Here is a 21,575-nt window from a genome sequence, read left to right as displayed (position 1 = left end):
TCCCGAGGTTTCGGGACTGGCTTATAAGGATTTCCACTGCTATCAGGGCTAAGAATTGAGCATTTTGAAAAGGCCTTTGATAGTTATAGTGATACGTGTTTTGAGTTGGAGTAACGCAAGAGGATTGGTATTAGAACCTTAAAGTGCGAATTTCGAAACACTCTCTCAAAATAGTGTAACTCTATTATTCGTATGTAGGTGTACCTTTGAACATATATAACACACATTTAACAGCAAAACTGCCACATTACTTTACAAAGTAGCAAAACACCTTTAAAAAAAATAACCATGGAAACTACAGAATTAAGTATTTCGGCGGATTTATTAGCTTCCAAAACCAAGCGATTTTTAAACGTGCTCATTGATTTGTTTATTGTTTACTTGTTCACAATAGGAATTGGAGCGCTCATAAACGGGATAGGAGTTGTAACAGGGAATTATCAAGTAGCAGATTGGATTGTCAGTTTGTCACCCACAGAAAATGCCTTGTTTGGACTGATAGTGATGTTTTTTTACTATTTCATTATGGAGTTTTATTTGTCCAGAACTTTTGGGAAGTACTTTACTAAAACACTAGTTGTAAAGCATAATGGCGGCAAACCAAATCTAAAAAGTACACTTATTAGAACCTTAGTGCGATTTATTCCTGTTGAAATATTCTCATTTTTTAACAGCAATTCAAGAGGCTGGCATGATACACTATCCGTAACTTATGTGGTTAATAAGCATGAATTTTTAGCAAAGGCGAAATTGTAAACCTGTAATCTTGTTTTTAGGGCATACAAGCAGTCATTTTAGACTGCTTTTTTTGTTTCTACTGGGTTCTTTTTCTTTATATTCGCTCCTTAAAAACTAGAAAATTACAGTAGCAATGATGAACTGGGAACAACTTTTATCACTTAAACGTCAAGGCGACAAAGGCAAACGATTGCGCGTAGAACAAGACGATACCCGTTTGGGTTTTGAGGTAGATTATGATCGAATCATTTTTTCTTCGGCGTTTAGAAGTTTACAAGATAAAACACAAGTTATTCCATTATCCAAAACAGATTTTGTGCATACCAGGTTAACGCATAGTTTGGAAGTATCAGTCGTTGGGCGTTCTTTGGGTCGTTTGGTTGGAAAAAAAATCATCGCAAAATACCCCTATTTAAAAGACGCGCTCGGCTATCACATGAATGATTTTGGGGCAATTGTGGCTGCAGCATCATTAGCGCATGATATCGGGAATCCGCCTTTCGGACATTCCGGAGAAAAAGCCATAGGAGAGTATTTTTCGATAGGAAACGGACAAAAATACAAAGACCAACTTACCGCAAAAGAGTGGCAAGATTTAATTGATTTTGAAGGGAATGCTAATGGTTTTTCGGTGCTTACTGCAAGCAGACCAGGAATAGAAGGAGGACTTCGTATTTCGTATGCTACTCTTGGCGCTTTTATGAAATATCCTAAAGAGAGTTTGCCTAAAAAACCAACCAAAAATATCGCGGATAAAAAATATGGTTTTTTTCAAACAGACAAAGCTTTTTTTCAAGAAGTAGCACATGACATGGGTTTGATTCCGAATAAATCAAGAGAAGATCTTGGTTTTGAACGCCATCCTTTAGCGTATTTAGTTGAAGCTTCCGATGATATTTGTTATACCATTATCGATTTTGAAGATGGTATCAATTTAGGACTCGTTTCTGAAGATTTTGCTTTAGAATATTTGATAAAACTTGTCAAAGACAGTATTGACACTTCCAAGTACAAAACACTTGAGACTAAAGAAGATCGAATTAGCTATTTGCGCGCCTTAGCAATAGGAAGTTTAATTAATGATGCTGTAAAAGTTTTTATTGAAAATGAAGCCCTTATTTTGCAAGGAAAATTTCCTTATGCCTTAATGGACAAAAGCAAATACAAAGCACAGATGGATGATATTATCAAGATTAGTGTTGATAATATCTATCAAAGTCGCGAGGTAATTGAAAAGGAAATAGTTGGTTATCAGATTATACAAACGTTATTGGATAAATTCATAACCGCGTTCAATAACAAATACAACGGAGTGCCATCAAATTACGATGCGCTACTTTTAAAAATGCTACCCGAGAAACACCACCTCGAAAAAGACGATTTGTATGGTCGTTTATTGCATATTTGTCATTTTATTTCCTTGTTAACTGATGGAAATGCATTATTATACTACAAAACAATAACTGCTGCTAAAAATTAACACTTGTACACTTGTAATTTGTTTGCAAAACCAAATAAATCAATTAGTTTTGCTCAATAATTTAATAATCATTTATTTTTTATGAAAAAAATTTTACTTTCTGTTATTTATATAGTTCCATTTCTGATTTTTTCGCAGTCAAACAAACAAATAATTCAAAATTATTTGAATGGTCCTGAAGCTAAATCTAATAAGTTAAGTCGTGAATTAAGCGATTGGGCTATTCAAAGTGAGGGTAACTCATCAACTACTAATATTAATAATTGTTTCGTAGTGCAGCGTTATCAGGGTATAGAGATATTTAGAGGAGTATCGAATTTTTTGATCAAACAAGGCAAAGTAATTGATGTTCAAAAACAATTTGTTAGTGACATTAGTAAAAAGGTAAATGCAACATCCCCGGCTTTATCAGTCACGGATGCACTAGGGAAAGCTTATTTTCAACTAGGAATAACTACAAAAAGTCCACTTACCATTATAGAAAAAACGGATTTAAACAAATTCAAAGTAAGCAATGGTTTAGGGATTGAAGATCCGATTTTAGGAAATTTAGTGTACCACCAGACTAAAGACGGTATGTTGAAATTAGCTTGGGATTTCACAATACATACCAGCACTCATGATGCGATTTGGAGTGTTCGAATTGATGCTCTAAATGGAAAAATCTTAGAAAAAAACAATGATGTGATTTCTTGTAGTTTTGATCGAAATAACACTCATAGCGCTGAAAATTTACCAATCGAAAAATTAGGGAATGCCACCTACAAACAAATTTTTTCGCCTTTAACGACTCAAGTACAAAGTGGATCGTACCGTGTAATTCCTTTTAATTCTACAAGTCCTAATCATAGTCCTTTTCAGTTAGTAGCAAACCCAGCTAATTTGATAGCATCACCATTCGGATGGCACGACACAAATGGTGTAACTGGTGCAGAATATACTATTACTAGAGGTAATAATGTTTGGGCAAAGGAAGATTTTCTTGGTGATAATTCTACTTCTGGATCAAGTCCCGATGGTCGATCTGAGCTTATTTTTGATTTTCCATATGGTGGAACAAATACCACGGCATCTTCTTACATTGATGCTGCAAATACCAACTTATTTTATATGAATAATATAATGCATGATGTTTGGTATCAATATGGTTTTGATGAAGCAAACGGAAATTTCCAAGATAATAATTATGGGCGAGGTGGTTCTAGTCAGGATTATGTGCTAGGTGATGCACAAGATGGTTCTCTTGCAAGTACAATGAGTTTGAATAATGCTAATTTTTCGACACCGGTAGATGGTACAAGAGGAAGAATGCAAATGTTCTTATGGAATCGGGGGCCCGTTATTAAGCCGATCATTATTACTTCGCCGGAAATTTTAGTAGGAAATTATGTAGCCAATCAAAATGCGTTTAATCCAGGAAAAATTGACTTACCAGTAGCGCCAGCCTTCATTCAGTCGGATTTAGTATTATATTTGGATAGTGATGGCACTACTTCACTAGGCTGTTCAGCACCAACTAATGCAGCAGTTATGAATGGAAAAATTGTAATTCTTAGAAGAGGAACTTGTACATTTGCTGTAAAAGTTAAAGCAGCTCAAGATGCAGGTGCAATTGCGGTTATCGTTGTGAATAATGCAGATGGTGTAATTAGTATGTCAGGGAGTGATGCGACAATAACTATTCCTGCGATCAGTGTAACCAAAGTTTTTGGGGAATCTATTATTGCACAAATGCAAACTACAAGTGTCAATGTTAAATTACAAGTAGAAAGTTCACCATTTGTAAATACGGATGGAGATTTTGATAACGGTATCATTGCTCATGAGTACGGTCACGGTATTTCGACTCGTTTAGCAGGAGGAAGAAATAATTCTAGGTGTTTGGATAATACAGATCAAATGGGCGAAGGCTGGTCAGATTGGTATGCTTTGATGATGCAATTAAAGCCAGGAGATGTTGGAGCTGCAAAAAGAGGAATTGGAACTTTTGTTTCTTCACAAGCTAACGATGGTTTGGGAATTAGAGATTATCAATATTCAACAGATAGAACGGTAAATCCAATGACATACGCTTTCACCAATAATTTTCAATCGCTGGATGCTAATGGAGTTGAGCAAACTTCTGTACATGGTGTAGGTTCGGTATGGGCAACAATGTTATGGGATTTAACTTGGGCCTACATTAATAAGTATGGTTATGATGATAATAAGTATACGGGAGTTGGAGGTAATAATAAAATAATGAGATTGGTTCTTGATGGGCTTAAGTTACAGTCTTGTAGTCCAACTTTTGTTGACGGTAGAAATGCAATTATAGCAGCCGATCAGGCCATTACTGGAGGTAAGGATTTCTGTTTGATATGGGAGGTTTTTGCTGCAAGAGGACTAGGTTTAAACGCATCTGCTGGGGACAATAATGTCGGAAATGACCAAGCGGAAGATTTTACAATACCAGCAGCAGGTGCCAACTGTACACTAGGAACAGTAGACATTGATCAAGAAAATGTGATGCGTGTGTATCCAAATCCATCAACTGGAAATATAACGGTTCGAATTAACAACTATAACGGATTAGTGGCTGTAAAAGTGGTTGATCTTAATGGCAGAATAGTATATAGCGAGGATAAAGTAACCTTTAGTAATGAAAAATCATTTGATTTAAGTCAACTCAGCGCTGGTATATATTTGATTGATATTGCAGGCGAAGGTTTGAAATATGTAGACAAAATAATTATAAACTAAAATAATTAGTTAACAAAAAAAGACCTGAAATATAACAAATTTTTCAGGTCTTTTTATTTAGAATATATACTCAATCCCAACTCCAATCGCCTGTCTTAATTGAGTTTTTGGACCTTCGGTTATCTGAATGCCCTCTATTTCTCTTTTGGATTTAATGTCATCGTCATAAATAACATGTGCGCCTATATTTGCCTTTACGTATTGATTGACTATAAGCTCTACTTGTAAATCGCAGTCTACATCGACATTGCCAAAACGGTTTATGTAATCTGAGAATAAAGTCAGTCGATTCTCTAAACTAATATTTTTGAAAATCTCTTTTTTGTATTTATTTGTGATTAGGAAACCAAGTTCCATTTTTACTCGTTCACCCTCGGTTATAAGATTCCCATTTGCATCATATGTAGCTTTAAGTACACCAAAAGCACCTTGATCTGCCAATTGTTGATCTAAAACTAAAGTTGTATTTAATGTAAAAGGCGATACATAAAATACTCTTCTTTTTTCTTTATCGATATTTTCAGCACCTACTCCATAAAAATATAAGCTGGAGCAAAGGGTTTTGAGATTGCTTTTTCAGTATTTGGGTATGCATAACCATTGGTAAATTGAGCGTTGAAACTCAATTTTGCTGAATGATACCAAGTCGAAATCGTGTCTTTTCGATATCCAAAAGTCGAATTGAACTGAATGGCATCTTCTGTTTTTCGGATGGCAATCCCGTATTGTTTATTCAAACCATATTTAACAATCAATTCATTGGACCAATTGTAATTACTTCGAGAATATACTCGATGAAATTTGCCTTTAAACAATCCTGAAATCGAACTTGTACCTCCTGCACTCCAGTTCACAAAGGCAACTTCGGAAATATCAAATCCGAGACTATTTTTTTTATTCCAAAACGAAAATGGAAGATAGTGTGTTTTGGTTTGTATTTGCAGTGGGACAAATAATAAATTATTCTTATTTTTTAGTGTGGATACGGGTACAATTGTGTCTTGCAAGAATTTGAGTTTTTCCTCTTGAGCGAAACATGTAGTCGAAAAAGTAACGTTTAGAAAAAGAAGTAAATAAGTTGATAATTTCATTTTGGAATAGCTTATTTTGAACAGTAAATTAATTACTTTAAAGACTTGAAAAGAGTTGCTCAATGCTTTTAACGTCAATTCCACAATAATGTTGCAGCTCAGCTACTGTTCCATGTTCTATAAATTCATCAGGAATGCCCAAAATCCTCACTGTTGTTGCATATTGATGTTGAGCTGCAAACTCGAGAATTGCACTCCCAAAACTACCTTTTACAGTGCCATCTTCAATTGTAATAATAGTGGGATAGGTTTTAAAAATGACATGAAGAGCGCTTTCATCTAGAGGTTTGACAAACGGAAAATCATAATGTGCAATAGTTTCTGGATGTTTTATTTTGGCTATAGCCAAAGAGACATTGTTACCTATAGTTCCATTGGATAACACAGCAATTTTTGAACCTTGTTTTATGCAAATACTTTTTCCAATTGCTATTTTTTCATATTTGCCAAGATGTTGTATTTGCCAATCTTGAATTACTCCACGACCTCTCGGATAACGAATGGCTATAGGATGATTTAATCCTAATTGAGCAGTATATAAAATATTTTGCAATGCGATTTCATTTATTGGAGCATAAATAATCATGTTAGGAATGCAACGCAAATAGGCTAAATCGAAAACACCGTGGTGCGTGGCGCCGTCTTCGCCCACTAATCCAGCTCTGTCCAAACAAAAAATTACGGGAAGATTTTGCAATGCTACATCATGAATAATTTGGTCATAAGCTCTTTGTAGAAAAGTGGAGTAGATGTTGCAATAAACAATCATGCCTTGTGTTGCCATTCCGGCGGCCAAAGTCACTGCATGCTGTTCTGCAATACCTACATCAAAAGCACGTTTTGGAAATGCATCCATCATAAATTTTAAGGAACTTCCAGAGGGCATTGCAGGTGTGATTCCTATAATTTTTTCGTTTTTTCGAGCCAAGTCCAAAACGGTCAAACCAAATACATCTTGGTATTTTGGAGGTAAATTCTCTTCTTGTTTTGAAATTATTTCCCCGGTTGCTGCATCAAATTTGCCAGGCGCGTGGTATTTTACTTGATCCTCTTCGGCTTGTTGCAGGCCTTTTCCTTTGGTGGTAATTAAATGTAAAAATTTAGGACCTTTTATCTTTTGCAAACGCTTTAATTCCTTTATCACAGCAAAAAGGTCATGACCGTCAATGGGCCCCGAGTAATCAAAGTTCAAGGACTTAATCATGTTGTTTTGCCTTGGGTTTTTCCCCTCTTTTACCGCAGTGAGGTATTGTTTCAAGGCACCTACACTTGGGTCAATACCGATAGCGTTATCATTTAGAATTACGAGTAAATTGGCATCAGTAACACCCGCGTGATTCAACCCTTCAAAAGCCATACCTGAAGCGATAGATGCGTCACCAATGATAGCAATGTGGTGTTTGCTGAACTCGCCTTTCAAATTAGAAGCAATTGCCATTCCGAGTGCTGCCGAAATAGAAGTTGAGGAGTGGCCTACGCCAAAGGTGTCGTAGTTGCTTTCGCTTCTTTTTGGGAAACCAGAAATACCGCCGAGTTGACGATTGCTATGAAAATTTTCTCTTCGACCGGTCAGTATTTTATGGCCATAGGCTTGATGGCCAACATCCCAAATCAATAAATCATTCGGGGTGTCAAAAACATAATGCAAGGCAATTGTCATTTCTACAACTCCCAGGCTTGCGCCGAGATGACCTTCTTTTACGGCCACAATATCGATGATAAAATCGCGTAATTCTTGGGCAACTTGAGGAAGTTGTGTTTCGTCAAGCAAGCGTAAATCGGTTGGGTTATTTATGTTTGAAAGTAAACTGTTTTTCATTGTTCTATAAAAAGCGAATTTACGATTTTAAAATGGAATCTTTTTTCAATTTTAGACGATTCTAGTACCTGTCTTATTTTTACAAGTAGGTAATTAAATGGGTCAACTAAGTCCAGATTGTTTGCTTTTGAAACAATTGTAATTAGTTATGCTAAATACGTTTTGTCAAAATTATTTTGTTTAGATCAAAGAAATAGATTCAGTGTATAACGTTCGTGTTTTTTTACCATTTTGTTCACCTGGTTTCCATCTAGGACATAATTTCAAAACTCTAACAATTTCATTTTCTAAAGCCAAATCAATTTCCGATTTTGGTTTGACATAGGTTAATGAGCCGTCTTTATCAATAACGAATGAGATTGAGATTTCGGTAATTTTATTTTTTAGATTTTCTGGATGTTTGAACTCTTCTTTAAAAAAAGCATAAAATTTTTCAATCCCGCCTTTGTATTCCGCAGGGAATTCGAAACCGATACCTCCGTTGTAAATTACATCTTCAACAACAGTCTCGTTCTTTGGTGTTTCTTCGAAAGCAGTTGTTTGGGGATTTATAAATTTTACATGATTTACCTTGGTTACTGGTCCAGGAGGTTGAACGTGGTTTTGCATATTGTTTTTTTCTGGCAACATCATCCCAAGAGTTATTTGGGATGCTTTTGTGTTGTCTTTAACCACTTCAACAGCATCGATTTTTTGTTTGTTTCCATTTTTATCGGCACAACTAAACAAAGTGGTTCCCATTGTGATAAATAATGCTAACAAAAACATTTTGTGATAATGAGTTTGCTTATAAAGTACACGACTAGGGATTTGAATAGTCAAGGAATCTAATTGCGATTTTTTCATTCTACCACAGATATTCTGGCTTTGATTTTGGATAAAAAAATGCTGCACTTCTTCGGGTAGCATTGCAGTAAAATCAATAACAGTTTTAGCGCAACTCATACAAAAACGACCTTGGTCATTTGCAGTCATTTTGTTCCAATCCTCCTGGCAAGGTTCGGGAATTGCGATTTTATATTTTCTTTCCATACAATGTGTTTCTGATTATAAAACTAACGAAATTTATTTCAAATACGTACTTTTGTTCTATGATAAACCCATTCACCGACGAATATTTCATGAAAAAAGCTTTGCAGGAAGCCGAAATGGCTTTTGAAAAAGGCGAAATTCCTGTTGGAGCGCTAATTGTCATTGATAATAAAGTCATTGCTCGAAGTCATAATTTAACCGAATTACTTCATGACGTTACGGCTCATGCTGAAATGCAAACCATCACTGCTGCTGCAAATTATCTAGGTGGAAAATATTTAACAGGTTGTACGCTTTATGTCACATTGGAGCCTTGCCAGATGTGTGCTGGAGCTTTATATTGGAGCCAAATCTCTAAAATTGTGTATGGAGCCAGCGATGAAAATCGCGGTTTTGTAAAAATGGGAACGCAATTGCATCCTAAAACCACTGTTGTATCTGGTATTCTTGCCAATGAAGCTTCGGAGTTGATGAAACGATTTTTTGTTGAGAGAAGGAAGTAGAGTAGTCAAAATGTTCTCTAGCCCAAATAGCAGTGAAAATCCTTATGTGCCAATCCCGAAACTTCGGGACGGCATATAAGATTGTAACGAATAGCTGGATTAGCTCCTTAAAAACAACTTTAAAAAATAATTTCCTCTCAAAGAATTTTCTTCTTAAAATAATAAATTAATTATTCTACATTTACTACAATATATCGGTAACATCCTAGTTTTGGTGTTACTTGTGAGATGTTGCAATAATTTAATTTATAACCCATTAACTCTAGCTAAAAGTGAAAACAAAAGGATTAATTTACGTGTTTTGTGTGTTTTTTTTGTTTCAAGCGTGTGGCAGAAAATCAGCCGCCGATTTTAATTCAGATTTTTCATTATTCAAAGAGTTTATCGTCAGTTTTACGGGAGGAATTGTCACTTCAGAATCTGATATTAGGGTAGTTTTGGCTTTTGATAAAAAAGAATGGAAGGTAAATGAGGTTTTAGATAACGATTTGTTTACAATTTCTCCTAGTGTAGACGGAAAAGTAATTGCCCTTTCGAGCAATACGATTGCTTTTATTCCCGAAAAAAAGCTGGAATCGGGCACGGAATATCAAGTGACTTTGCATTTGGATCAACTGAATCGAAAGGTTGCCGAAAAAGATAAAACACTTTCCAATTTCAACTTTACGGTAAAAACTATAAAACAGGATTTTGTTGTTAATACTCTAGATGTTCAGTCCTATAGCGAAGAATATCAATATCTGAATGGTGTGCTCAAAACCGCAGATAATATCGATTTGGAAACTGCTAAAAAATTGATAGAGGCCGAGCATAACGGGAGCGATTTAAAAATTGTTTTCGAAAAAACGAATGCAGTTGGAAAAGAATTTAAGTTCCGAATTGACAGCATTCAACGATTGGAATTTAAAAGCAATTTGGAGATAAAATACGACGGAAGTGATTTTGATATCGATCAAAAAGGGACTATCGATTTCCCGATTACGGCATTGAAAGAGTTTAAAGTAGTTAAAACCGAAATTCAAGAAGGAGATAATCAAACGGTGTCTATTAATTTTTCGGAACCCTTAGAAAAAGGACAAGATTTTAAAGGATTAGTTGCCATTCAAAACACGAAAAATTTAAAGTTTTCTGTACAAGGAAATGTGTTGAAAGTTTATTTTATTAATGAAGAACCCGATCAAAAACCTGTTGAAGTTGCTCCAGAACCAGTTGTAGAAGTTGTAACTGTTGATACGTCGGCTGTGGCTGTTGATAGTGCTTTGGTTACGGAACCTGAAGAAGTTGCCGTTATGGAGCCTGAGCCAGTTGTGGATTTGCAAAAGCTGACAGGAGAACTCTTGTTGGAAGTTTTTCAGGGAATTGAAAGTGAATATGGTAGAAAGTTAAGTGAGAATTATACCGAGAAAATATCATTTGATGAAATAAAGCCAAGTATTCGGTTCATTAAAAACGGAACAATTCTGCCAAGTTCTAATAATTTAAAACTCAATTTTGAGGCTGTAAACCTGAGTTCTGTTGATGTAAAAGTGTATAAGATTTACAAAAACAATATCATGCAATTTTTGCAATACAACGAGCTCAATGGCAGTCAAAACCTGAAAAGAGTGGCGCAACCTATTGCCAAATCAACTCTGAATTTAAAAGAAAATACATTACTAAATTTAAGTAAGTGGAACAATTTTGCTCTCGATTTATCTAAAATAATTACTCCTGAACCAGGCGCGATTTATAGAGTAGAGTTTGTTTACAAGAAAAAATATTCTTTGTACAAATGCGAAACTGCGGATGAAGACACTACCGAGGAGGAAGAAGAGGTTGATGAGAATGATGTCAATTACAGCGGAAACTCTTACGATGATTATTATGATGATTACGAATGGCGAGAAAGTCAGGATCCTTGCTCGAGTTCTTATTTTTATAATGCCAAAATATCAACTAATATATTGGCTACTGATTTGGGTGTAATTGCAAAAAGAGGCGAAAATAAATCGTATTTGTTTGCCGTAAATAATATTGTCACCACGGAGCCAGTTACAAATGCAAGAATAGATTTGTATACTTTTCAGCAGCAAAAAATAACTACAGGAACCACGAATAGCGATGGAATTGCGACTTTTCAGTTGGATAAATTTGCTTATTTTGCTATTGTAACGCAAGGAGCAGAGTCTACTTATGTTAAACTAGACGACGGGAATTCGCTGTCAGTGAGTAATTTTAATGTGTCGGGCGAGACCTTGCAAAAAGGACTTAAAGGATTCATTTATGGAGAGCGAGGCGTTTGGCGTCCTGGGGATAATTTGTTTTTATCCTTCATTTTGAATGATGCTTCGAATAAAATTCCGCTAGGACATCCTATAAAATTTAGACTAGCTGATCCAAATGGAAAAGTTACGTATCAAACGGTTCAAAAATCGAATGAATGGAATCATTATGCGTTTACAGTTCCAACAGAAAATGATGCGCCTACTGGAAATTGGGAAGCAATGGTTAGCGTGGGTGGTGCTAAGTTTTATAAAAGTATAAAAATTGAAACCATCAAACCCAATCGTTTGAAAATCAAAAACACTTTCAAACGAGCTATACTTTCTTCGGCTTATCCCAATACGAGCAACCTTGAAGTGGCTTGGCTTCATGGCGCTGTGACAAAAAATTTGAACGTTGAAATGCAAGCCAAATTTTCGCAACAAACTACAACTTTTAAGAATTATGACAAGTATATTTTTGATGATTTGGTTCGAAAATTCAGCACCGAAGAAGTTACTGTTTTCTCCGGAAAATTAGATGGTAATGGAAAAGCGAATGCTACGATAGACCCGAAAATACAAGCTGAAGCACCAGGAATGTTGAAAGCGTCGTTTATTACCAAAGTGTATGAAGAAGGTGGCGATTTTAGTACTGATGTCATAGCGACGACCTATTCTCCGTACAGTACTTATGTGGGGATAAAGTCACCTGAGCCCAACAAATACGGAATGCTAGAAACCCGTACCATGAACCAATTTGATGTAGTTACGGTCGATGAAAACGGAAGACCAAAGTCAGTTAAAAATCTGGAAGTAAAAGTGTATAAAGTAGAATGGCGCTGGTGGTGGGATGCGTCTAGCGATAATTTATCGAATTATAATGCTGATAACGCAACGACTTCTTACAAAACTTTTACAATTAATACCGATGCTAGCGGAAAAGGAAATATCCGTTTTGCCTTGACGGATGAAGAGTGGGGACGGTATATGATTCGGGTTTCTGATGTTGTTGGCGGACACGCAACGGCTTTAACGGTAAATATAGATTGGCCAACATGGTCTGGAAAAACGAGAAATACAGATGCTTCTACGGCCAATATGTTAGTTTTTTCAACCGATAAGGAGAAGTATGCTGTGGGTGAAACTGCTCAAATTTCGTTTCCATCTAGTGCAGGAGGTCGAGCTTTTATCTCTATCGAAAATGGTTCGAAAGTAGTACAAACACTTTGGGCGAAGACCCAAAAAGGAGAAACCAAAGTTACCATTCCGATTACGGCTGCTATGGCTCCAAATGTGTATTTCAATATTACGTTGTTGCAACCACACGCTTCAACCAAAAATGATTTGCCAATCCGAATGTATGGAATTGTACCCATTGAAGTGATTGATAAAAATACGATCCTTGCTCCCAAATTAGTAATGCCTGATGTACTGCGTCCAGAGCAATCTTTTGCCATAAAAGTGAGTGAACAATCCGGAAAAGTAATGACCTATACAATAGCTATTGTTGATGAAGGATTATTGGATTTAACCCGTTTCAAAGCGCCAAATGCTTGGGACAGCTTTTATGTTCGAGAAGCTTTGGGTGTAAAAACATGGGATATTTATGATGATGTAATTGGAGCGTATGGCGGAAAAGTAAATCAGATTTTCAGTATTGGTGGTGACCAAGATTTGGGTGGTGGAAAAGCCAAAAAAGCCAATCGTTTCAAACCAGTTGTAATTTATATGGGGCCTTTTAAATTGGAAAAAGGACAAACTAAAACCCACCAGGTGAAATTACCGAAGTACATTGGTTCCGTAAAGACAATGATCGTAGCTGGTGATGCGACTACAAGCGCATATGGAAGTGCCGAAAAAGCAACTCCGGTTCGCAGTCCGTTAATGGTTTTGGCTTCTTTGCCAAGAAAGATTTCTCCATCCGAGAAAGTGACGATTCCAGTGACCATTTTTGCCATGGAGAAAAACATTAAAAATGTAACGGTTCAGATTAAAACGAACAACGGATTAAAAGTTATAGGAAGTGCCACTCAAAAATTGTCATTCGCTCAGCCTGACGAAAAAATGGCCTATTTCAATTTGGCTGTCGGTGCTACAACAGGAATTGGGAAAGTGCAAATTGTAGCGACTTCCGGCAAGGAAAAATCAGTGTACGATGTAGAGATCGATATGACCAATCCGAATCCAGTGACCAATACATTTACTGATGTGATTTTGGAACCGAATAGTACTAAAACTATTTCATGGAAAACGTTTGGTGTTGCGGGAAGTAATAAAGCAAAACTGGAGGTTTCCTCAATGCCAACCATCAATTTAAACGGACGATTACAATATCTGATTCAATATCCCCACGGTTGTGTGGAGCAAACGACTTCGTCTGTTTTTCCACAATTGTATCTGAATGAGATTGTCGATTTGGATGCTACGCGTCAGCAATTAATTCAAAAAAATGTGACCGCAGGAATTACTCGTTTGGGAGGTTTTCAATTATCGAATGGTGGAATGGCATACTGGCAAGGAGGAACCGTCGCTGATGATTGGGGTACTTCGTATGCGGGACATTTTATGATTGAAGCAGAGAAAAAAGGGTATTTCTTGCCGATAAATTTCAAAACCAAATGGATTTCGTATCAGCAAAAAGAAGCCAAACAATGGCGATTTGTGCCGAGTTACGGAAATGATTTGGCGCAATCGTATCGCTTATACACACTATCGTTGGCGGGAGCTCCTGATTTGTCTTCGATGAACAGATTGCGTGAAACTAAAGGAATTTCAAACGAAAGTAAATTGCGTTTAGCTTCGGCCTATGTATTGGCAGGACAAAAATCGGCAGGTTTATCGTTGTTGCTGAATACTTCAATTGATGACAATTCCAACTATAATTATTACTATTACGGATCTGCTGATAGGAATCGTGCCATGGCTCTCGAAACATTGTTATTGCTTGGACAAAAGCAAAAAGCATTTGCAATGGCGACAAAGTTGGCCAAAGATATGTCAAGTGACCAATGGATGAGCACGCAAACTACGGCGTATGGATTGTATGCTATGGCTAAATTTTCTGTAAGCAATGGTCCAAAAGGAATCGATGTCCAGTTCAGTAAAGACGGAAAAGCACAATCAATTAAAACGATGAAAACCATAGCAGACAGAAGTTTGGTTGTCAAAACGGGTTCGAATAGTGTTACTTTAAAAAACAATAGAAAGAATAGATTGTTTGTTCGTGTGTTGAACACTGGAATTCTTCCTATTGGACAAGAAAAAGCGATTCAGAGTAATGTTTCGGCTTCGATTGTTTTCAAAAACAGAAAAGGAAGTGTTATCAATGTGTCTAAAATCAATCAAGGAACTGAATTTGTTGCTGAGGTAACAGTTAAAAACCTAAAAAATGAACGTGTAGAAAATGTGGCGTTGTCACAAATTTTGCCTTCTGGTTTCGAGATAGTAAATACTCGTTTCACGGATTATGGAGACGCCACCAATAACGTAGCTGATTATATTGATATTCGCGATGATAGAACTAATTTTTATTTTGGATTGAAAGCCGGAGAAGAAAAAACGTTTAGAATACTACTGAATGCTTCTTATCTTGGAACCTATTATCTACCTGGATTGCAATGCGAAGCCATGTATGACAATACATTTTTGGCAAGAACTAAAGGGTTTTGGGTTCAAGTGGTGAAGTAATACTATATGGAACGCAGATAACACGGATACAACGGATTTTAAACAGATTGTAATAATTGTTGAATCCTAAAAAAATCTGCGTAAAAATATGGCACGCAGATTTTGAAGATTCACGCAGATAAAACAATAACTATATGATGTTTTTAAAATCAGTATAATACTTTGCGACCCTTGCAGTTAAATAAAATAGACTTGAAAAACAAACTCATAGCGTTCCTACAACGCATCATCAATTGGATAAAACAAAATAAAATAAAATCATCAATAGTCTTTTTACTTTTGGTGGTTTATTATTTTTCGTTGCCCCGAATTTTGTTTCAAGAACCCTATTCTACGGTGATTGAAAGCAAAGAAGGCGAATTGCTTGGCGCCAAAATTGCTCTTGACGGACAATGGCGATTTCCTGCTCAAGACAGTGTTCCCGATAAATTTAAAAAGTGTATTGTTTATTTTGAAGACGAATATTTCTATAAACATCCAGGATTCAATCCTGTGGCGATGGTCAATGCTGCTCAGCAAAACAGAGAAGCAGGCAAAGTCGTTCGTGGCGGAAGTACTTTGACACAACAAGTTATTCGTTTGTCCAGAAACGGGCAAGGACGAACTTATTTTGAGAAAATAATCGAACTTATTCTCGCCACCCGATTAGAATTGGGGTATTCTAAAAACGAAATTTTAGAATTGTATGCTTCTCACGCTCCTTTTGGCGGAAATGTTGTAGGTCTCGAAATGGCTTCTTGGAGGTATTTTGGTGTCCAATCCTATCAATTGTCGTGGGCCGAGAGTGCAACATTGGCTGTTTTGCCAAATGCGCCCAGTTTGATTTATCCGGGGAAAAACCAAATCAAATTATTAAGTAAGCGCAACCGACTTTTGTTGAAATTAAATCAAGAAGGTGTAATCGACAAGCAAACGTATGAGCTTTCTATAGACGAACCTTTGCCTCAAAAACCGTATGACTTACCACAAATTGCCCCTCATTTATTGCAACATGTTGCCAAGAATCAGGTAGGGACTCGAGTGAAAACGACAATAGAAATTGGGTTGCAAAACAGAGTCAATCAAATTGCAAAGTATTATTACAATCAATATAAGCAAAATGAAGTGCATAATTTGGCTATTTTAGTTATCGATGTGTCCAATAGAAAAGTGATGAGTTATGTGGGCAACTCGCCAACGGATGGGAATCATCAAAAAGATGTCGATATTATCGATGCGCCAAGAAGTACAGGAAGTATTCTAAAACCGCTTTTATACGCAGGTATGCTAGACGATGGGGAGCTATTGCCGAATACGCTAGTTGCAGATATCCCAACGCAGATTGCTGGCTATACGCCTCAGAATTTCAACCTCACATTTGACGGAGCAGTTCCTGCCCATCGGGCATTAGCGCGATCGTTGAATATTCCTTCTGTATTAATGTTACAGGATTTTGGAGTGAACAAATTTTACGAAGAATTGCAGCGATTTAAATTACGGGATATTTCAAAATCGCCTGATCATTATGGCTTGTCACTTATTTTGGGTGGTGCCGAAAGTAATTTATGGGATTTGTGTAGAACTTACGCAGGTTTATCTTCGACTTTGAATTATTTTAATACGAATCAAGGGCTTTACAGAACTAATGAATTTGCAGAGCTGAATTTCGATGATAATTTACAAGTTGATTTTGGCGATAAATCCAAGCAAAAGAACATCTTAGGAGCAGGTTCAATTTGGCTCACGTATAACGCAATGGAGCAAGTCAATCGCCCTGAAGGAGATGAGGCCTGGAAATTTTATGACAGTTCACTCAAGATTGCTTGGAAAACGGGGACAAGTTTCGGGAATCGTGATGCGTGGGCGATAGGTACCAATGCGAGATATGTGGTAGGTGTGTGGGTGGGTAACGCAACAGGCGAGGGTAGGCCCACATTGACGGGAGTCACCAGTGCAGCGCCTATTTTATTTGATATTTTTAATTTATTGCCTAGACAACGATGGTTTGATACGCCAATTAAGGATTTAGAGGAAGTTGAAGTGTGTACTTTAAGCGGTCATTTGGCCAAAGACGGTTGTCCAACAATAAAACAACTCGTTCCGAAGAAAGGAAAAAATACTTCGATTTGTCCGTATCACAAAACGGTGCATTTGGATAAATCACTGCAATTTCAGGTCAACAGCAGTTGCGAAAACATAGAAAAAATAGTGACAAAAACCTGGTTTATTTTGCCACCTGTGATGGCTTGGTATTACAAAAGTCAGCATATAGAGTATTTGCCGTTACCACCGTTCAGAAGTGATTGTATGGGAACACAAACGGCTACAATGGATTTTATTTATCCAAAAACAAACAGCAAAATCTATCTTACCAAGAATTTTAATAGCGAGGTTCAGCCCGTGATTTTAAAAGTAGCGCATTCGCAACGGGAAAGTAAGCTGTTTTGGTATGTTGATAATGTTTTCAAAGGCAGAACCAAAACCTTTCATGAAATGCCTATTTCGGCAACAACAGGATTTCATTACATTACTGTGGTGGATGAATTTGGAAACGAAATTCGGAGGAAGATTGAGATTGTAAGAGAGTAGCTTTTTAAATTCTGAATATCATTTACTAGAGAATATTCTTTTGAAATTGATTCTCCTAGCCCAGATAGTAGCGGCATCCTTTAATCAAGTTGCCAGCCTTAAAAGCTGGTTACTTGATTAAAGATATAGCGGATAGCTGGAATAGCTCCTAAAAAAACAGCAAAAAAAAACTCCCCAATTTCTTGAGGAGTTTTGTTTTAATCTATGACAGCATTTTCTTTTTTGTCGTAGAAATGATATTCTAGGTACGTGTAAGCATCACGAGGTATAATTTTCACCCATTTTTTATGTTCAAGAAACCATTTTGAACGTAATGATGGAAAACCTTTGGTAAGGTATGCGGCCACAAAAGGATGTACATTAAGCACAACATCTTTGTGGTTTTTTAATACTCTTTCTAGATCGAAAGCGATTTTATCAATGATTTGAATTGGCGCTTCAATTTCGCCGCTTTCATTGTTTGGATCTTCTTCTCTAGTTTTAATATTTACTTCAGGTCTTACTCTTTGTCTTGTAATTTGAACTAATCCAAATTTACTTGGGGGTAAGATCTTGTGTTTTGCTTTATCATCGCTCATTTCTTCTTTCAAGAAATCGAACAACACTTTGCGATTTTCAGGATTTGACATATCGATAAAATCAACTACGATTATTCCGCCCATATCACGAAGACGTAATTGTCTTGCGATTTCGGCAGCTGCAATCATATTGACTTCCATGGCGGTATCTTCCTGGTTGGTGGCTTTATTAGAACGGTTTCCGCTGTTTACGTCTATAACGTGCAAAGCTTCAGTGTGTTCGATAATAAGATACGCCCCTTTACTCATGGATACTGTTTTTCCAAAAGAAGTTTTGATTTGTCTCTCTATGTTGTATTTCTCAAAAATAGGTGTGTCTTTTGATTGATAAAACTTAACAATTGATTGTTTGGATGGTGCAATTTCTTGCAGGTAATCCTTTGTTTGGTTGTACAACTCTTCGTCATCTATCTGAATACCGCTGAAGGTATCGTTGAAAACGTCTCTTAATATTGAAGAAGCTCTGTTGAGTTCTCCTAATACTTTGGACGGATGCTGAGCAGTTGGTAATTTTTTACACATTGCAGTCCATCTGCTGAGCAGGTTCTGCAAATCTTTTTCTAATTCGGCTGTATTTTTGCCTTCGGCTACTGTGCGAACAATAACACCAAATCCTTTTGGTTTGATGGATTGTACTAATCGTTTCAAACGTTCTTTTTCTTTTTTGTCTTCTATTTTTTGTGAAATAGAAACACGGTCAGAAAACGGAACCAAAACTATAAATCTTCCGGCAAGAGAAAGCTCAGCGCTAATTCTTGGTCCTTTTGTAGATATAGGTTCTTTGACGACTTGTACTAAAACAGATTGATTGGAACTCAAAACATCAGTAATGGTGCCATCTTTGTCTATTTCTTTTTCAAACTGAAAGTTTTTTAGGGAGAAATCTTTTAATTTACCTGCGCTTACAAGTTTTATGAATTTCAGTTGGGAAGCTAGATTAGGTCCTAAATCATGATAGTGTAAAAAGGCGTCTTTTTCGAAGCCTACATTTACAAAAGCAGCGTTAAGTCCGGCAACTGGTTTCCTGATTTTAGCGATAAAAATATCACCAACTTGGAAGTTGCTTTTTTCTTCTTCTTTGTGTAATTCAATTAGTTTTCCATCTTTTAATAAGGCAAAATCTACTGCTTCAGAACTAGATCTAATGATTAATTCTTTATTCACAATGTAAATTTTTTATCTATTCGCCAAGGCGAACAAATGGATTAAACAATATTTTAACAGGTATTGTACCCGGGGAAAATTAGCTGGCACTTTGCAGTTGTACGTACGCAGTTAACTGAATACTTAAAGCTGAAGACTGATTACTAATTTTCAATTTCAATGAACTTTTAAAAAGAAAAAAGTAGTTTAAAACTACTTTTTCTTTTTGTGACGGTTAGCTCTCGCTCTTTTCTTACGTTTGTGCGTTGCTACCTTATGTCTCTTTCTTTTTTTACCACTTGGCATATCTTGTAGATTTTATGATTAATTAATATTGTTATTTTGCTTCGTTATTTATTTTCACTCCCTCTACAAAAACTTTTGCAGGTTTGAATGCAGGAATATTGTGTGCAGGAATTTTTATTGTAGTATTCTTAGAAATATTTCTTCCTGTTTTCTCTGCTCTAGTCTTCACTATAAAACTCCCAAAACCTCTTAAATATACATTGTCTCCAGTTTCTAATGAATTTTTTACTTCATTCATAAAAGTCTCTACAGTCGCCTGTACATCTCCTTTTTCAAGACCTAATTTTTCTGAAATTTTTGCTACGATATCTGCTTTCGTCATTTTCTTTCCTATTTATAATGTTGTACTATTTTTTTGAGTTTGCAAATATAGGAATTTAAAAAACAATTATTCAAGCTAATTCATTAAATTTTAATCAACTAAACTTTTACTTTTGCTAACAAATAATTAAAACATGATTTTTTCTAAAGCGCTCATTCAATGGTATTTACAAAATAAACGCGATTTGCCTTGGAGAAATACTACCAATCCATACCCCATTTGGCTCTCTGAAATCATGTTGCAACAAACGCGTGTTGCACAAGGAATGCCTTATTTTTTGTCTTTCACAACTGCATTTCCCACTGTTTTTGATCTCGCTGAGGCAAGTGAAGAACAAGTGTTAAAATTATGGCAAGGATTAGGATATTATTCTAGAGCACGTAATTTACATAAAACAGCTCAATACGTAGCCACTGAGTTATCAGGTGTATTTCCGGAAACCTATATTGATTTATTAAAATTAAAAGGTGTCGGCGAATATACTGCTGCTGCAATTGCATCTTTTTCCTATAATGAAGCGGTTCCTGTTGTTGACGGAAATGTTTTTCGGGTTTTGTCTCGCTATTTTAATGTTGAGACTGATATTGCTCAGGCTTCCGCCAAAAAGGAATTCGCTGATTTGGCTTTCGAAGTCATGCCAAAAGACAACCCTGCCATTTTCAATCAGGCTATTATGGAGTTTGGTGCTTTGCAATGTGTTCCTAAAAGTCCCGATTGCAGTATTTGTATTTTTAACGAAAGTTGTGCTGCTTTGCAAAAAAACAAAGTCGATCAGTTACCTGTAAAGTCCAAAAAACTGAAAGTTAGGAATCGATACTTTAATTACTTGGTTCTTGAAGACGAAACTGGAAATACAATTGTCCAGAAAAGAACGGATAAAGGAATTTGGCACAACTTATACGAGTTTCCTTTGATAGAGACGGAGAAGGAAGAAGATTTTGATGCTGTTACGGTGTATTTACAAACCAATTTTAGGGATCATTATCAAGTTAAGAGTTTGCTAGAATACAACGAAAAAAGTATTCTTCACAAATTGTCACACCAACATTTGCATATCAAGTTTTGGAAACTTGCTGTAAAAGGAATCGTGGCAGGCGGGATTGATTTGAAAACATTGAGAACTTTTCCGTTTCCAATTGTGATCCATAATTTTATTGAAAAGGATTTGCGAACTTAGCAATAACGGATGTTTCTTACCTATTTTGAGTATTTTAATGATAGTCAGAAAATTAAATTTTTAATTAAATTTAAAATTTTTAGGAAAAAACTTGCGAGTATGTTTTTTTTTTTTATTGATTTGTGTTTGGTATACCAAATTAACCT

Annotated in this window: 13 protein-coding genes; 7 read left to right on the top strand and 6 right to left on the bottom strand. The window is 36.2% G+C overall.

Annotated features, from left to right (window positions below; all coding sequences use genetic code 11):
• The first annotated feature begins 288 nt into the window (after positions 1-288).
• The 3 genes from ACNQGB_RS01715 to ACNQGB_RS01705 all read left to right on the top strand — a co-directional run bounded on the left by ACNQGB_RS01715 (position 289) and on the right by ACNQGB_RS01705 (position 4,960).
• Entirely contained in the window at positions 289-756 is a 468-nt protein-coding gene (locus ACNQGB_RS01715) for an RDD family protein (RefSeq protein WP_417945453.1), read from the top strand.
• Between the two features lie 118 nt (positions 757-874).
• Positions 875-2,218, top strand: a complete 1,344-nt coding sequence (dgt, locus tag ACNQGB_RS01710; protein ID WP_417945469.1) for a dGTP triphosphohydrolase — start codon at positions 875-877, stop codon at positions 2,216-2,218.
• 81 nt (positions 2,219-2,299) lie between these two features.
• On the top strand, positions 2,300-4,960 hold the full coding sequence (locus tag ACNQGB_RS01705; RefSeq protein ID WP_417945455.1) for a T9SS-dependent M36 family metallopeptidase: 2,661 nt from the start codon (positions 2,300-2,302) through the stop codon (positions 4,958-4,960).
• Positions 4,961-5,017: 57 nt separating this feature from the next.
• On the opposite strand, the gene ACNQGB_RS01700 is transcribed toward ACNQGB_RS01705, so the two are convergent.
• The 4 genes from ACNQGB_RS01700 to ACNQGB_RS01685 all read right to left on the bottom strand — a co-directional run bounded on the left by ACNQGB_RS01700 (position 5,018) and on the right by ACNQGB_RS01685 (position 8,902).
• The gene (locus ACNQGB_RS01700) at positions 5,018-5,401 is read right to left on the bottom strand and encodes a hypothetical protein (protein WP_417945456.1); all 384 of its coding nucleotides are present in this window, start codon (positions 5,399-5,401) and stop codon (positions 5,018-5,020) included.
• 86 nt (positions 5,402-5,487) lie between these two features.
• Positions 5,488-6,051 (bottom strand): DUF3078 domain-containing protein, encoded by a 564-nt coding sequence (locus ACNQGB_RS01695; protein WP_417945458.1) that lies wholly within the window; start codon positions 6,049-6,051, stop codon positions 5,488-5,490.
• A gap of 37 nt (positions 6,052-6,088) precedes the next feature.
• The gene (locus ACNQGB_RS01690) at positions 6,089-7,870 is read right to left on the bottom strand and encodes a 1-deoxy-D-xylulose-5-phosphate synthase (protein WP_417945460.1); all 1,782 of its coding nucleotides are present in this window, start codon (positions 7,868-7,870) and stop codon (positions 6,089-6,091) included.
• Between the two features lie 180 nt (positions 7,871-8,050).
• Positions 8,051-8,902 (bottom strand): energy transducer TonB, encoded by an 852-nt coding sequence (locus ACNQGB_RS01685; RefSeq protein WP_417945462.1) that lies wholly within the window; start codon positions 8,900-8,902, stop codon positions 8,051-8,053.
• Positions 8,903-8,961: 59 nt separating this feature from the next.
• Here ACNQGB_RS01685 and ACNQGB_RS01680 point away from each other — a divergent pair, with 59 nt between their 5' ends.
• From ACNQGB_RS01680 to pbpC, 3 genes are all read left to right on the top strand, one after another.
• Entirely contained in the window at positions 8,962-9,405 is a 444-nt protein-coding gene (locus ACNQGB_RS01680) for a nucleoside deaminase (RefSeq protein WP_309760512.1), read from the top strand.
• A 272-nt stretch (positions 9,406-9,677) separates the two neighbouring features.
• Positions 9,678-15,335, top strand: a complete 5,658-nt coding sequence (locus ACNQGB_RS01675) for an alpha-2-macroglobulin family protein (protein WP_472777052.1) — start codon at positions 9,678-9,680, stop codon at positions 15,333-15,335.
• Between the two features lie 192 nt (positions 15,336-15,527).
• On the top strand, positions 15,528-17,903 hold the full coding sequence (gene pbpC, locus ACNQGB_RS01670; RefSeq protein WP_417946613.1) for a penicillin-binding protein 1C: 2,376 nt from the start codon (positions 15,528-15,530) through the stop codon (positions 17,901-17,903).
• A gap of 197 nt (positions 17,904-18,100) precedes the next feature.
• Here pbpC and ACNQGB_RS01665 read toward each other — a convergent pair whose 3' ends face one another.
• Positions 18,101-19,645, bottom strand: coding sequence for an Rne/Rng family ribonuclease (locus tag ACNQGB_RS01665; RefSeq protein WP_417946615.1), 1,545 nt, complete (start codon positions 19,643-19,645; stop codon positions 18,101-18,103).
• 316 nt (positions 19,646-19,961) lie between these two features.
• Positions 19,962-20,252, bottom strand: a complete 291-nt coding sequence (locus ACNQGB_RS01660) for an HU family DNA-binding protein (RefSeq protein WP_016989051.1) — start codon at positions 20,250-20,252, stop codon at positions 19,962-19,964.
• 133 nt (positions 20,253-20,385) lie between these two features.
• On the opposite strand from ACNQGB_RS01660, the gene mutY reads away from it, so the two are divergent.
• On the top strand, positions 20,386-21,429 hold the full coding sequence (gene mutY, locus ACNQGB_RS01655) for an A/G-specific adenine glycosylase (protein ID WP_417946617.1): 1,044 nt from the start codon (positions 20,386-20,388) through the stop codon (positions 21,427-21,429).
• Positions 21,430-21,575: the final 146 nt, after the last annotated feature.

It is taken from the genome of Flavobacterium frigidum (assembly GCF_048286795.2).
The sequence above is the reverse complement of the archived record's forward strand: the minus strand, read 5'-3'. Positions and strand labels throughout refer to the sequence as shown.

Excerpts from the sequence above, each read along its gene's own strand:
- ACNQGB_RS01715 (WP_417945453.1), top strand. The coding sequence starts at position 289 with ATGGAAACTACAGAATTAAGTATTTCGGCGGATTTATTAGCTTCCAAA.
- dgt (WP_417945469.1), top strand. The coding sequence starts at position 875 with ATGAACTGGGAACAACTTTTATCACTTAAACGTCAAGGCGACAAAGGC.
- ACNQGB_RS01705 (WP_417945455.1), top strand. The coding sequence starts at position 2,300 with ATGAAAAAAATTTTACTTTCTGTTATTTATATAGTTCCATTTCTGATT.
- ACNQGB_RS01695 (WP_417945458.1), bottom strand. The coding sequence starts at position 6,051 with ATGAAATTATCAACTTATTTACTTCTTTTTCTAAACGTTACTTTTTCG.
- ACNQGB_RS01690 (WP_417945460.1), bottom strand. The coding sequence starts at position 7,870 with ATGAAAAACAGTTTACTTTCAAACATAAATAACCCAACCGATTTACGC.
- ACNQGB_RS01685 (WP_417945462.1), bottom strand. The coding sequence starts at position 8,902 with ATGGAAAGAAAATATAAAATCGCAATTCCCGAACCTTGCCAGGAGGAT.
- ACNQGB_RS01680 (WP_309760512.1), top strand. The coding sequence starts at position 8,962 with ATGATAAACCCATTCACCGACGAATATTTCATGAAAAAAGCTTTGCAG.
- ACNQGB_RS01660 (WP_016989051.1), bottom strand. The coding sequence starts at position 20,252 with ATGACGAAAGCAGATATCGTAGCAAAAATTTCAGAAAAATTAGGTCTT.
- mutY (WP_417946617.1), top strand. The coding sequence starts at position 20,386 with ATGATTTTTTCTAAAGCGCTCATTCAATGGTATTTACAAAATAAACGC.